Here is a 13,252-nt window from a genome sequence, read left to right as displayed (position 1 = left end):
CGATACGAGCGGATTTACCGGTACGACCACGCAGGTAGTACAGTTTCGCACGGCGAACGTCGCCACGGCGAACGACTTCGATTTTGTCAATCGCCGGGGAGTAGTTCTGGAAAATACGCTCGACACCTTCACCGGAAGCGATTTTACGCAGGGTGAAAGAAGAATTCAGGCCGCGGTTTTTACGGGCGATGCAAACGCCTTCAAACTGCTGGATACGCTCGCGCGTGCCTTCAACAACTTTCAGGTGAACGCGGATGGTGTCGCCAGCGTCAAATTCCGGCACGGCGCGCTTTTCAGAGATTTTATCAAGCTGATCTTTTTCGATCTGCTGGATGATTGCATTGGTCATGATTTAACCCTCTTTGCTGGGCCCGTGGCAACATACTGATCCCAAAGGTCAGGACGCCGTTCACGAGTGATTTCTTCTGCCTGGTCAAGCCGCCAGGCCTGTATCTTGGCATGATGCCCGGAAAGCAGAATTTCCGGCACGTCACGCCCGTTCCAATTGGCCGGGCGCGTGTAATGCGGATATTCCAGCAACCCGGTTTCAAAGCTTTCCTCGTCAGCGGAGGCTGAGGTATTCAGCACCCCGTCGATGAGGCGTACGCACGATTCAATCAGGACCATGGCCGGCAATTCGCCGCCCATAAGGATGTAATCGCCAATGCTGATTTCCTCGACCTGGTGTTCATCCAGTACACGCTGGTCGATACCTTCGTACCGACCGCATAACAGCATCACACCCGGTCCCGCTGCCAGTTCGCGGCAGCGTTTCTGATTCAGCATTTTTCCCCGCGGGCTGAGATAAATCAGCGGTAATTCCGGTGCCGAAGCACGAAGTTCACGCAGGGCGGCATCGACGATATCCGGGCGCATGACCATACCGGCCCCACCCCCGAAAGGATTATCGTCAACCGTGCGGTGGCGGTCGGTCGCATGGTCGCGAATGTCTTTGACATCAAGCGACCAGATCCCGTTTTCCAGCGCCTTGCCAGCCAGAGCCTGGCCAACAGCACCGGGAAACATTTCCGGGAACAGGGTTGCAACCTTGGCCTGCCACACGGGCATCCTTCAGGCCTCCTTTCCGCTGCCGGTCGCGGTTTCCGCGCCTGCCGCATCTGCGGTCACGGCTTCGGAGTCACGGTCGGCCTGGGTATTGTTGCGCGATTTGGACGCACGACGCGGGCGATTGCCCGGCCCGTCTTCATCCTGCAACAGCCCCTCGGGCGGATTAACCACCAGCTTGCGTTCCGACAAAATCACATCGGGAATAACCGCACGGGTAAACGGCAACACAACGACTTTTCCACGGCTTTCTTCCAGGGCGATTTCGATAACATCGCCCGCCCCGAAATCAGCCACGCCGCGAACGGTCCCGAAAGTCGATCCATCAACATGGATCGCTTTAAGACCGACCAGATCGGCAAGATAGAATTCGTCCTCGGTTTCCGTGTCCGGCAAGGCCGTCCGTGGAATGTGAAGCCGGGTTCCGCGCAGTCGCTCGGCACCGTCACGATCGTTGACCCCTTCGATCTTGGCGATCAACTGGTCACGAACATGGCCAACGGGCGACAGTTTGAATTTCTGTTTCCCTTTGGCATCGAATAACGGGCCATAGCCAACCAGATTATCCGGATCAACGGTATAGCTTTTGACGCGAACGGCACCACGAACCCCGTGCGGGGCCGTGATCATGCCGATGCAGACAAAATCCACGTCGTTTTTGGATTTACGGTTCTCAGCCATGTCAGTTCACAATTACCTGGTATCTGATCAGATCGTACGATCAGCCAATTATTCGCTGGCAGCTTCGGCAGCAGCTTCAGCAGCGGCAGCTTCTTTTTCAGCCTTTTCACGAAGACGTTCCTGGGCTTTCGCCTTCGGAGCGGACTTCTTGGGCTGTTCGGTCGGTTTGAAGGCATCGGCCAGACCGGCTTTACCCAGGAAACGGGCAACGCGTTCGGTCGGCTGGGCACCAACGCCGAGCCAGTATTTAATGCGCTCTTCTTTGAAGGTAACGCGGTTTTCAGCTTCTTTCGGGAGCATCGGATCATAGGTGCCGACTTTCTCGATGAAGCTGCCGTCACGCGGAGCGCGGGCGTCAGCAACTACGATACGGTAGTACGGACGTTTCTTTGCACCGCCACGGGAGAGACGAATCTTGACAGCCATTCGGATAAGTTCCTTTCAGCTCGGGTTTAGTAGTCTTTAAAGTACGGCCTCTTGCGAGACCAATTTGATCCGGTTCGACAGAACCATAAATTCCGGTTCCTGCGAGACCGCATGATGTGGTTCTTGCGAACCGGGGGCTTGGTTATTTCTTTTTACCAAACCCCGGAAAGCCCGGCGGCAAGCCACCGCCGCCCAATCCCGGAAGTTTCGGCATGCCGCCGCCAACCCCGGGAAAACCTTTGGGAAGCTGCATATCGCCAGCATCCCCGCCTTCCAGCATGGACGGGTCCATCTGGGGCATTCCTTTGCCAAACATGCCCTTCTTGCCCATTTTTCCGACCTTTTTGATCATGGTCGACATGGTCTGGTACTGTTTGAGAAGCTTGTTCACATCCTGAACACTCAGACCACAACCCGCCGCAATGCGCTTTTTGCGCGACGCCTTGATGAGTGCGGGGTTTTCGCGCTCTTTCGGGGTCATGGACTGGATAATGGCTTCCTGGTGTTTCAGGAGTTTCGGGTCGATCTTGGTCTGGGCCATCTGCTTTTTCATCGCACCCATGCCCGGCAGCATGCCCATGATGCCCGACAGATCACCCATTTTCTGAAGCTGTTTAAGCTGGGCCAGAAGGTCGTTCAGGTCGAACTGGCCTTTCTGCAGCTTCTTGGCCATCTTTTCAGCGTCTTCACGCTCGATGGTTTCAGCAGCACGCTCCACCAGGCTGACAACGTCGCCCATGCCCAGAATGCGGCCCGCGATACGGTCGGGATGGAAGGGCTCCATCTCGTCGATCTTTTCGCCAACACCGAGCATTTTGATCGGGCAGCCCGTCACCTGGCGCATCGAAAGTGCTGCACCACCGCGCGCATCACCGTCAATACGGGTCAGAACGATACCGGTAATGCCAACCTTGTCGGCAAATTCCTTGGCAACATTGACCGAATCCTGGCCGGTCATCGCATCGGTGACCAGCAGGGTTTCTGTCGGGTTGACCGCATCACGAACCTGGGCGACTTCGCTCATCAGTTCCATGTCGATATGCAGGCGGCCAGCGGTATCAAGGATCACGGCGTCAAAGCCTTCCTTGCGGCCCATATCCATCGCGCGCTTGGCAATCGCAACCGGCTTTTCACCCATGATGATTGGCAGGGCATGCAGGCCATTGGCATCGGCCAGAATTTTAAGCTGCTGCTGGGCGGCAGGGCGATAAATGTCGAGCGATGCCAGCAGGACCTTTTTATTGCGTTTTTTGGTCAGGTGCAGGGCGATCTTGGCCGAGCTGGTGGTTTTACCCGAACCCTGCAAACCGACCATCAGAATCGGCACCGGCGGGGTGGCGGCAAGATTGATGTCTTCGCCTTCGCCCAGCATGTTTTTAAGTTCATCATGGACGATTTTGACGACCATCTGGCCCGGCGTCACCGAACGCAGCACATCCTGGCCGACGGCGCGTTCGGTTGCGTTGGTGATGAATTCCTTGACCACAGGCAGGGCAACGTCAGCCTCAAGCAGGGCGACGCGAACTTCACGCATGGCTTCGCGGACGTCAGATTCCTTTAACGCACCGCGTTTCCGCAGTTTGTCGAGAACGCCGCCAAGCCGATCGCTAAGTCCTTCAAACATCCCATATCCCGTCTGTTTGCTGGTGTTTCCACCGAGTGCGCACAAAAAAAATTTGCCCAGTGCTCGAAAACTCGAGGACTGGGGGAGTCACCATATGGGTGACCTTTGGTGAGGGGTGTTTAAGTCAGTGTGGGATAAGAGTCAAGCGCAAACCAAGGAAAATGGCCCGGTTCGGCTGTTTTTTGATCAAAACGGGTTTGGTTTTTCGCCGCAGAACTGATTCAACCGCGCAACCATTTCGACAGGTCCCGGCAATGCCCTTTACAGTGCGGTGTTGGCCGGGATAATCGCCATATTGTCAATCAGGCGCGCCTTGCCCAGGCGGGCGGCGACAAAAACGCGTGCCGGACGGTCAATTTTACCGTGCAGCAGCTCCAGGTTTTCGGCATCGCGGATTTCCAGATAATCAACCGGATCAAACCCGACCGATGCAATTTGCTGCCGTCCGTTTTCAAGCAGCGGTTCGATGGCATCGCCCCGGCTTGCGCGTTCGGCAATGGAGGAGAGAACCTGTGACAGTGTTGTTGCGGTTTTGCGCTCATCAGGCGAAAGGTAGCGATTGCGCGACGACATTGCCAAACCATCCGCCTCGCGATGAATGGGGCCACCAATGATTTCGACCGGAATATTCAGGTCGGTGACAAACCGCTTGATGACCATGAGCTGCTGGTAATCCTTTTCGCCAAACAGGGCGATATCGGGCAGGGCCTGAAGCAGGAGTTTGGTCACAATTTGCGCCATGCCGTCAAAATGGCCGGGGCGCGCCGCGCCACACAGCATATCGGTCAGATTATCGATATGCAGGCGGGTGGCAAACCCGGCCGGATACATTTCCTCGACCGAGGGGGCAAAGCACAATTCCACCCTGGCATCCGCGAGGATCTTCTGATCCGCAGGCAGGGTGCGCGGATAGGCGGCAAAATCCTCGGTCGGGCCAAACTGGGTCGGATTGACAAAAACACTGACAATCACCCGGTCGGCATATGTCCGCGCCAGTTGGGTCAGGCTGATATGGCCGTCATGCAGCGCGCCCATTGTCGGTACAAGCGCAATTTTCAGGCCCGCTGCGCGCCATTCGGAAACTTGGGCGCGCAGATCGGCGACGGTGTGAACGGTCGTCAGAGTCATGTTCTGATAGGAGCCTGTTTTAGTTTACCGCGCGCAAATTGCCGGGGTTTTTGATGCCATAACAATGTTCATCTGCCGGGAAGCTGCGGCTTTTGACCTCGGCGGCATAATCGCTGGCGGCCTTTTCGACCAGATCGCCAAGATTGGCATAGCGTTTGACGAATTTGGGCGTGAAATCGGAAAACAGGCCCAGCATGTCTTCGGTGACAAGAACCTGTCCGTCACAGGCGGGCGAGGCCCCGATGCCGATGGTTGGAATGTTGATCTCTGCGGAAACGGTACGCGCAACAGCTTCAACCGTGCCTTCAATCACCACGGAAAAGGCGCCTGCCTTGGCGACGGCCTTGGCATCTGCAAGGACACGAGCGGCCGCAGCGTCATCCCGGCCTTGGGATTTGAAGCCCCCCAGTGTATTCACCTGCTGGGGCATCAGGCCGATATGGGCCATGACGGGTACACCACGTTGCGTCAGGAATTCAATCGTGTCGGCCAGTTCGGCTCCGCCTTCAAGTTTGACGGCAGCGCAGCCGGTTTCGGCCATGATGTGCGCTGCGGTGCGAAAGGCCTGTTCTTTTGATTCCTGATAGCTGCCAAAGGGCAGATCAATAACCACGCAAGCATGTTTGCTGCCGCGCATAACGGCCTTGCCGTGATTGACCATCATATCAACCGTAACAGCCAGGGTCGTATCCATGCCATAGACAACCGTGCCAACAGAATCGCCGACCAGCAACAGATCGCAATAGGCATCAAGGCGTTGTGCCATTGGTGTGGTATAGGCTGTCAGACAGACAATCGGTTCGCCACCCTTGCGGGCACGCAGGGCGGGAACCGTGACCCGACCCTTTTTATTGGTGGTGGTACTCATGACGTTTCTCCGCCGGTTAAACCGGGATATGCAGCCCGATCTTTGCCGGGCGGGCAGTCATGTTTACAACAGGATGACAGCGGGCGCGAAATATTTTTTCGCAGTTGCGCATACACTTTGGTTCAGGAAGCCTTGCGTTTTGCGCCCGCCTTTACGGAACTGCCTGATTTTGAAGGATTATAATCCTTCCGCCAAATCTTCGAGCATATCCATGCCAATCGCTTCGATATGCTTGTTATCCTTGAGCGAAATGGTGGATTCCTTGCGAAGCTGGGTTAAGGTGCGCGAAACCGTCTCGATGGTCAGGCCAAGATAGTCGGCAATGTCAGACCGGCTCATGGGGACTTCGATGGCATCGGTATCCTGCCCGCGATGTTCCTGGCGGCGGGCCAGCATCAGCAGGAAGGACGCAACTTTTTCCTTGGCTGTTTTACGACCCAAAAGCAGCATCTGGTCCTGGGCGGCGGCCAGCTCGTCCACCGCCATGCCCAGCATGCGTTTTTCCAGGCGCGGGAATTCGTCAAACAGACGTTCCAGCTTCTGGCGCGGGAAACGGCATGCTGTGACCGGTTCAATTGCTTCGGCGGTGTAACTGTAGCTCTGGTTGAGGGCAAGGCCCAGAAAATCACCGGCGAAAAGAAAACCGGTAATCTGGCGGCGGCCATCGCCCAACAGCTTGTACAACTTTACCGATCCGGATGTGACATTGAACACATAATCCGCATCTTCGGCTTCATGGAAGATGGTGCTGTGACTGTCATATTGCACATGGGTCAGCAACTGGCGCAAACGGGTATGTTCTTCACCGTGCAAGGCAGAGCAGAACGTAAGATCCCGGATATCGCAGGCCTCACAAAGCTGGGAACGAACCGCCATCTCAATCTCCGAGACTGTACAATCATCACGCGCATAAACTGGAATCACTTTAGACGATTGTCATGTATGGTTTCAAGACAATCATTGTTTGTTAATGTTCCGAATTTGTTTGCTTTTTTGTAGCAGCAATTTCGTCATCATCAAACAGGATCCGGTTTGCGGCTCCATCCATATCGTCGAATTGTCCGGACTTCAATGCCCATAAAAAGGCAGCAAGGCCCATCAGGCCCAAAAACAGGGCAATCGGGATTAAAAGCAGCAGATTGCTCATGGCTTTTTCTTCCAGTTAAGACGCAGGGCATTGGCAATCACAACCAGCGAGGATGTTGACATCGCGATGGCCGCGATCAGGGGTGTTACCACCCCGGCAATGGCCAGGGGGATGGTGACAATGTTATAGGCAAATGACAATGTGAAGTTCTGCCGTACCAGTTTGTCCGCCGTTTTTGCTACATCAAGTGCGGTTACAACCGCGCCCAGCCGGTCGCCCTGAAAAACGATGTCAGCCGCATTCTGGCTGATTTCGGCGGCACTGGCGGGTGACATGGAGGCATGGGCCGCGGCAAGGGCCGGGGCATCGTTAATGCCATCACCCACCATCAGGTCGTGATGCCCCAAAAGGCTGCGTTGACGAACAGCATCAACCTTTTGGGCGGGCGACAGGCCTGCCTGCCAGTCCGAAATATCAAGTTCGCTTGCAAGCTGGCGCACATTTTCCGCCCGGTCGCCCGATAGAAGCCGGGTGGGCAAGCCGGCGTGATGCAGGCTGTTAATGGTGCTGGCGGCATCGGGGCGGGGCAGATCCCTAAATCCGAACCGCACAGCCGATTTACCCGGTTCCGCCAGCCAGATTTCAGGGCCGACCCCTTCTGTTGTCGGGATTACGGCGTGGCTGGCACCGCAAAATTTACGGCTGCCCAGGCGAATTTCCCCTGTCGGCGCTGTCATCGACAGGCCCTGGCCGGGATGTTCCTGCACCCGGGTTGCAACAACTGTATTGCCCGCAGCGCGCACCAGTGCCTTTGACAGGGGATGGGCGCTGTTTGCCGCCATCGAGGCGGCCAGCGCCAGGCTTTCCGCATCGGGCGTTGCAACAAGTTCGGGGCGTCCCGTGGTCAGGGTGCCGGTTTTATCGAAAATGACGCCGTCAATTTTGGTCAGTCGTTCCAGCGCGGTAGCCGATTTTACCAGAATACCGGCCTTTAGCAGCCGTCCCGTTGCCAGAACCTGCACCACCGGCACGGCAAGGGCCAGCGCGCACGGGCAGGTGACAATCAGAACGGCAATCGCGTTCATTAACGCATCCTGCCAGTTTGCCCCGGCAATTAACCACCAGCCAACAAATGTAAGGGCTGCCAGGCTGTGAACCACGGGGGCATAGGCGCGCGCCACCCGGTCGGCAAGGGCAACATATTTGGCACGGCCCTGTTCGGCATTTTCCATTAACCGGACAATTTCGGCCAGCAGGGTGGAATCGCCCGTGGCAGTAATACGCACGCGAAGAGGGGCGGAGAGATTCATGGTTCCGGCAAAAACACGGCTGCCGACAGCAACCGCGCTGGGCAGGCTTTCGCCGCTGATCACACTGGTATCAATGTCGGATTGGCCATCGATAATATCGCCATCAATGCCGATGCGTTCGCCAGCAGCCACCAGAACCACCATGCCAGGAGTGGTTTTTTCCGGGGCCATTAATTTACGGGTGCCGTCTTCGGCGATGACGGTGACGGAGCGTGCGCGCAATGTCAGCATGTGTTCGGCCGCAGACCGCGCCTGGCTGCGCGCCCGACCATCAAGGTAACGCCCGATCAGCAAAAAGAACAAAAGCGTGATCGCGGAATCGAAATAGGCATGTTCGGCCCCGCGCATGGTTTCAAACAGGCTCATGCCCAGTGCCAGAATGACGGCCAGGGTAATGGGCACATCCATATTGACGCGCCCGTGCCGCAGTGCCCCAAGGGCCGATTTGAAAAACGGCCGCCCGGCATAAATGACCGCGGGAACGGCAATCAGGGCGGAAAGCCAGTGAAACAGATCGCGGGTAAATTCGCCCATGCCCTGCACGTAACCCGCCCAGATCGAAACCGAGAGCAACATGACGTTGCCCGCGGCAAAGCCTGCAACGGCAAGGCAGCGCAAAAGTTCGCGGTTGCGCTGGTCGGTTGCCCGTTCAAGGGTGGCCGGGTCATAGGGGATCAACCGGTAGCCCATTTGAAAAACCGGACTGATCAGTTGTGTGACGTCTGCGGCCTTGCCCTGCCATTCCAGATGCAGCCGGCGGGTGGTCATATTGACGCGCGCGCGGGTTACAGTTGGCTGTTTTTGCAAAATGCTTTCAATCAGCCAGACACACGCCGCACAATGCAGCCCGTCGATCATCATGTCCAAACGGCAAAAACCGCTCTCGTCGGTGCTGACAAGATCGGTAAAGTCAAACGCGCCAAGCCCTTCTTCTTCGGGTTTTAACGCGCGAATATTGGGATCGACACTGCGCCGCGCATAATAGGACTGCAGGCCCAGATCATTGATCAGGGCATAGGCACCTTCGCAGCCGTGGCAGCAAAAGTCTGGTCCTGCCGGCGAACCGGTCGTAACCGGCTCGCCACAATGGCGGCAGGCGTTAAGGGCATTCATTGTGTAATCAGTACATCCTCGACGACCTGATAGTCGTGGTTCTGGGCATGGGCAACAATCCGCAGCTTCCAGTTCCCGTAAACCGGCACGCTGGCGCGTGTGCGATATTCGCCGGGGCTGACTTCGCTTAGCATGATCTTTTCGTCAACATCGTCACGGTCATTGCGCATCAGGACCGCTTCCATTTTCGCGCCCGAAATCGGGCTTTGGGTCTTGTCGCGAAACAGAACGATGATGGTGGCTTCGTTGTCGATGACACCCGCCACACTGATCTTGGTGCGCCAGCCCAGTTCAGACTGGGCTTTGGCATCGGCAATGGCGGTGTTGTAATTGTTGCCATCCTCAAACGCATGATCGCTGACAAGCCCGACCCAACTGGTTTGGGAAAACACGATCAGGCAGATATTGGCAATCAGCATCACGGCGAAACCGCCAACAAAATACCAGGGAATCAGCCGGTCCGATTTGCGCGGACCTGTCGGATTCTGGATCGGGTCATGTGTGGTTGTTGTGGTCATTTCGAGGGCCCTTTAGGGCCGGTCCGTTATTTTTTCGGACCGGCAAAGATGGTGTCATGGGTTTCGGAAACGCCTGAAGCGGTGTTGGTGACGATGAAATCAATGGGGGTGGCGTCACTTTGCAGGCTTGTGGGGTCGGCAGCAACAAAAACCCGATAGCTTCCGACCTGGTCTGGTGCAACTTCAAGCGAGAATTTGCCATTTGCCATCGGTTTTTGACCGATGATCTGGAAGTCGGTGGCATTTACCCCCGAAAGATCAAGGATATAGGTCTGTTCGCTTTGCTGCTTGTTGAGAATTTTCAGGGTATAGCCATTGCGGACATCGCCCGAAGACAGCGGCACAAACAGCGGGTTGCGATCCCGCAGGACATTGACTTCCATCGTGGTGCGGTTCATCAGGCCAAACAGCATGACGCCGCCAACCAGGGCCAGGATGAGGGTATAGAAAATGGTGCGCGGGCGGATGATACGTACCTTGGTGGCCTGGCCGTGCGCACGCAGTTGCGAATTCTGCACCGAATCAAAGCGGATCAGGTCTTGCGGGAATTGAACCTTTTCCATCATTTCGTTACAGGCATCGATACACAGACCACAGCCGATACATTCAAGCTGAAGGCCGTCACGAATATCGATACCGGTGGGGCAGACATTCACACAGGCGTGACAGTCAATGCAGTGACCGACCTCGGGTACCTCGCCCCGGACCAGATTTTTGCGTTTGATCGGCCCGCGCGGCTCACCACGCCACCCCTCATAGGTGACGATCATGGATTCATCATCAAGCATGGCTGACTGGAAGCGCGGCCACGGGCACATATAGGTGCAAACCTGTTCACGGGCCCAACCTGCCAAAAGGTAGGTTGAAAAGGTCAGGAAGGCGACGGTGGTGTATACACCCATGCTGGCCTGACCGGTGAAAAGATCAACAATCACCGTCGGCGCATCGTTGAAATACAGCACAAAGGCACCGCCGGTCAGAAGCGAGATCACAATCCAGGAGGCATGTGTCGCCCCGATTTTCCAGACCTTTTCAAGGCTCCAGGGGGCTTTGTCCAGGCGCATGCGGGCGTTGCGGTCGCCCTGGATGTGGCGTTCGACCAGCATGAAAAGATCGGTCCAGACGGTTTGCGGGCAGGCATAGCCGCACCAGATACGTCCGAAAAGGGATGTTGCCAGAAACAGACCGACAGCGGCCATGATCAGGATGCCGGTAATGTAATAGACTTCCTGGGGCCAGATTTCGATGAAGAAGAAATAGGCGCGTCCCAGATCCATATCGATCAGAACGGCCTGATGCGGGGCCGAAGGTCCACGGTCCCAGCGCAACCAGGGCACGATCCAGTAGATTGCCAAAAGCGTTACGAGGGCAAACCATTTCAGGTTCCGGAAATGGCCCGAAACACGTTTCGGATAAACCTTTTCGCGGTCCTTATAAAGCGGGATGTCGTCCTCATGCGGTGCATCGTCGTTTTGCGGCGTCATCTTTTGCGGATCCGATGATTGAGTACGGGACAATTGCATGATCTGGGCCTGACCATTCGCCGTGCGATGCAGTCTTGCTGCTCTCTCTTGCCAGTTACAGGGCAACCGGCCAGCAGGTTCTGCGGGGTTCTGTCAGGGCGGCACGCTCGACCCGGCAGACTTGGGATAATTCAAATACCGCAGGCAAAATATTGGAAACGGGTCTTGCTGTTCCATGACACAAATCAATTTTCCGCCGTATCACCGGGCGCACCCGGGGCGGAGAAAACGACCGAGCGGAACCGTTTCGATTTTCCAGCCTGGGTGAGATGGCCTGGCCGGAGGGCAAGTGCTTGATGTGCTTTGGTTTTATATTATTAAAACATGATGAAAGAGTGCCCGTTCAAGGCCGGGCGCATACGCTACTGCTTCGTGAGGCTTTGAAAATTTATGATTTTTTCGTCGAAATGATCGCTCATGCACCCGGAAAACTGGGCCTTTCATCTGTGAAAAGCAGACAATTTTAACCTACAATCACCATACAATACGGGGTGATTTGTTAGGCGTATGTATCAATCAAGACGAGTCTCTTTGGGACGCAGAATAGCGGGGGCATTTGGTGAGTGTGGTAAATGCCCGCATGGGCAGAGTGCGCCTGTTTTCGCACATGGCAGAGCGGCATGGCCGGGCGCTGCAATGCGGCTGGTGACAGGGCATGTGTGATGGTTATGCCGCGTTGATAATGCTGATGCTTGCGGATCGGCGAAGACAGGGATTTTCGCACGTTATGTGCGACCAGATGTCAGGAGCCGATCATTCGCACGGGAATACAAATACGGAAATATAAAAAGACCGGAGTCCTGAAACCCCGGTCTTTTGTCTGGTCTTTACACCGGTTGGACCGGTGATGTCGGTGAGGCGTTACTGACCACCACCAAGCGAGTGAACATAAACCGTCAGCATTTTGATGGTTTCGTCGCTCAGTTTGCCTTCCCAGGCTGGCATGACGCCACGACGTGCATTGGTAACGGTCTGGATCAGGGTGGCCTGGTCGCCACCATAAAGCCAGATATTGTCCGTCAGGTTCGGTGCACCCATTTCAACGATGCCCTTGCCGTTTTCGCCATGACAGGCAGCACAGTTATCAGCAAAGATGACAGCACCACGTTCTGCAGCGGCCGCATCGGTTGCACGACCGCTAAAGGAAAGAACATGCTGCACGACGTCACTGATTTCAGCCTGTGACAGAATGCCGTCCTTGCCAAAAGCAGGCATGTCGTTAAAGCGGGTATCGTCATTGTCCGACGACCGAATACCGACATGGATGGTGTGCGAGATGTCATCAAGCGTGCCACCCCACAGCCAGGCATCGTCCTGCAGGGACGGGAAGCCAACATTGCCGACCCCGCCCGTGCCGTGACACGGTGCGCAATTTTCGGCAAAAATCGCCTTGCCGCCTGCCATCGAGAAGTTCAGCAGTTCCGAATCATTGGCAATCTGGTCAACATCCAGGGCTGCCAGGCGTTCCATGTAAGGAGCACGTTCGGCAGCAACATTTGCCATTGTTTCTTCGATCTTGGAGCGTTCGGTAACACCAAACACCCCTTTCAGGTAGCCGTGTGCGGTTGGAAAGGATGGATAAACCACCCAGTAACCGATCGACCAGATCACGCAGACCCAAAACACATAGACCCACCAGGACGGGAGCGGCGTATTGAGCTCCTTGATGCCGTCCCATTGATGGCCGGTTGTTTCGCGGCCGGTAACTTTGTCTTTTTCGACATGCGTCGACATAGCTCGGTTCTCCCTCTTCCTAGTCCTTGAAAGGGATCTGGGCGTGGTCTTCAAAGTTCTTTTTGCGTTTCTTGCTTGGCCACATAACGAAAGCAATAATCGCGGCAAAGAACATCATCAGCCACAGACCCCACAAGGGCCGGAGAAAATCAGCGAGTGCGGAAAAGAATTCCAT

Annotated in this window: 14 protein-coding genes; all 14 read right to left on the bottom strand. The window is 55.8% G+C overall.

Annotated elements, in window-relative coordinates; all coding sequences use genetic code 11:
• Positions 1–349: 50S ribosomal protein L19 (gene rplS / locus TH25_RS23015; protein ID WP_114090609.1), on the bottom strand; the 349-nt coding region annotated here is incomplete at its 3' end.
• Positions 346–1,068: a tRNA (guanosine(37)-N1)-methyltransferase TrmD gene (trmD, locus tag TH25_RS23010; protein WP_114090608.1), complete on the bottom strand. Its 723-nt coding sequence runs from the start codon at positions 1,066–1,068 to the stop codon at positions 346–348. The genes trmD and rplS, both read right to left, overlap by 4 nt.
• Before the next feature lie 3 nt (positions 1,069–1,071).
• Positions 1,072–1,746, bottom strand: a complete 675-nt coding sequence (rimM, locus tag TH25_RS23005; RefSeq protein ID WP_114090607.1) for a ribosome maturation factor RimM — start codon at positions 1,744–1,746, stop codon at positions 1,072–1,074.
• 48 nt (positions 1,747–1,794) lie between these two features.
• Complete coding sequence (gene rpsP, locus TH25_RS23000; protein WP_114090606.1) at positions 1,795–2,172, bottom strand: 30S ribosomal protein S16; 378 nt, start codon at positions 2,170–2,172, stop codon at positions 1,795–1,797.
• A 142-nt stretch (positions 2,173–2,314) separates the two neighbouring features.
• Positions 2,315–3,796 carry a signal recognition particle protein gene (gene ffh, locus TH25_RS22995; protein ID WP_114090605.1) on the bottom strand — a complete coding sequence of 494 codons (1,482 nt, stop codon included), beginning with the start codon at positions 3,794–3,796 and terminating at the stop codon, positions 2,315–2,317.
• Between the two features lie 261 nt (positions 3,797–4,057).
• The gene (gene panC / locus TH25_RS22990; protein ID WP_114090604.1) at positions 4,058–4,924 is read right to left on the bottom strand and encodes a pantoate--beta-alanine ligase; all 867 of its coding nucleotides are present in this window, start codon (positions 4,922–4,924) and stop codon (positions 4,058–4,060) included.
• A 19-nt stretch (positions 4,925–4,943) separates the two neighbouring features.
• The gene (gene panB / locus TH25_RS22985; protein WP_114090603.1) at positions 4,944–5,792 is read right to left on the bottom strand and encodes a 3-methyl-2-oxobutanoate hydroxymethyltransferase; all 849 of its coding nucleotides are present in this window, start codon (positions 5,790–5,792) and stop codon (positions 4,944–4,946) included.
• Positions 5,793–5,969: 177 nt separating this feature from the next.
• Complete coding sequence (locus tag TH25_RS22980; RefSeq protein WP_114090602.1) at positions 5,970–6,668, bottom strand: cyclic nucleotide-binding domain-containing protein; 699 nt, start codon at positions 6,666–6,668, stop codon at positions 5,970–5,972.
• A gap of 91 nt (positions 6,669–6,759) precedes the next feature.
• A complete protein-coding gene (gene ccoS / locus TH25_RS22975; RefSeq protein ID WP_073953251.1) occupies positions 6,760–6,939 on the bottom strand; it encodes a cbb3-type cytochrome oxidase assembly protein CcoS in 180 nt (59 codons plus the stop codon).
• Positions 6,936–9,302, bottom strand: coding sequence for a heavy metal translocating P-type ATPase (locus TH25_RS22970; RefSeq protein WP_114090601.1), 2,367 nt, complete (start codon positions 9,300–9,302; stop codon positions 6,936–6,938). The genes ccoS and TH25_RS22970 overlap by 4 nt, the downstream gene beginning before the upstream one ends.
• Entirely contained in the window at positions 9,299–9,820 is a 522-nt protein-coding gene (locus TH25_RS22965) for a FixH family protein (protein WP_114090600.1), read from the bottom strand. Before TH25_RS22965 ends, TH25_RS22970 begins: the two co-directional genes overlap by 4 nt.
• 26 nt (positions 9,821–9,846) lie before the next feature.
• A complete protein-coding gene (gene ccoG / locus TH25_RS22960) occupies positions 9,847–11,304 on the bottom strand; it encodes a cytochrome c oxidase accessory protein CcoG (protein WP_258549284.1) in 1,458 nt (485 codons plus the stop codon).
• A 900-nt stretch (positions 11,305–12,204) separates the two neighbouring features.
• The gene (gene ccoP / locus TH25_RS22955) at positions 12,205–13,077 is read right to left on the bottom strand and encodes a cytochrome-c oxidase, cbb3-type subunit III (protein ID WP_114090598.1); all 873 of its coding nucleotides are present in this window, start codon (positions 13,075–13,077) and stop codon (positions 12,205–12,207) included.
• A 19-nt stretch (positions 13,078–13,096) separates the two neighbouring features.
• Positions 13,097–13,252, bottom strand: coding sequence for a cbb3-type cytochrome oxidase subunit 3 (locus TH25_RS22950; protein ID WP_073953256.1), 156 nt, complete (start codon positions 13,250–13,252; stop codon positions 13,097–13,099).

Source organism: Thalassospira profundimaris, from assembly GCF_003326755.1.
Lineage (GTDB): Bacteria > Pseudomonadota > Alphaproteobacteria > Rhodospirillales > Thalassospiraceae > Thalassospira > Thalassospira profundimaris_B.
The sequence above is the reverse complement of the archived record's forward strand: the minus strand, read 5'-3'. Positions and strand labels throughout refer to the sequence as shown.

Coding starts and splice junctions, on each gene's coding strand:
- trmD (WP_114090608.1), bottom strand. CDS start 1,068: ATGCCCGTGTGGCAGGCCAAGGTTGCAACCCTGTTCCCGGAAATGTTT.
- rimM (WP_114090607.1), bottom strand. CDS start 1,746: ATGGCTGAGAACCGTAAATCCAAAAACGACGTGGATTTTGTCTGCATC.
- rpsP (WP_114090606.1), bottom strand. CDS start 2,172: ATGGCTGTCAAGATTCGTCTCTCCCGTGGCGGTGCAAAGAAACGTCCG.
- ffh (WP_114090605.1), bottom strand. CDS start 3,796: ATGTTTGAAGGACTTAGCGATCGGCTTGGCGGCGTTCTCGACAAACTG.
- panC (WP_114090604.1), bottom strand. CDS start 4,924: ATGACTCTGACGACCGTTCACACCGTCGCCGATCTGCGCGCCCAAGTT.
- panB (WP_114090603.1), bottom strand. CDS start 5,792: ATGAGTACCACCACCAATAAAAAGGGTCGGGTCACGGTTCCCGCCCTG.
- TH25_RS22980 (WP_114090602.1), bottom strand. CDS start 6,668: ATGGCGGTTCGTTCCCAGCTTTGTGAGGCCTGCGATATCCGGGATCTT.
- ccoS (WP_073953251.1), bottom strand. CDS start 6,939: ATGAGCAATCTGCTGCTTTTAATCCCGATTGCCCTGTTTTTGGGCCTG.
- TH25_RS22970 (WP_114090601.1), bottom strand. CDS start 9,302: ATGAATGCCCTTAACGCCTGCCGCCATTGTGGCGAGCCGGTTACGACC.
- TH25_RS22965 (WP_114090600.1), bottom strand. CDS start 9,820: ATGACCACAACAACCACACATGACCCGATCCAGAATCCGACAGGTCCG.
- ccoG (WP_258549284.1), bottom strand. CDS start 11,304: ATGACGCCGCAAAACGACGATGCACCGCATGAGGACGACATCCCGCTT.
- ccoP (WP_114090598.1), bottom strand. CDS start 13,077: ATGTCGACGCATGTCGAAAAAGACAAAGTTACCGGCCGCGAAACAACC.
- TH25_RS22950 (WP_073953256.1), bottom strand. CDS start 13,252: ATGGAATTCTTTTCCGCACTCGCTGATTTTCTCCGGCCCTTGTGGGGT.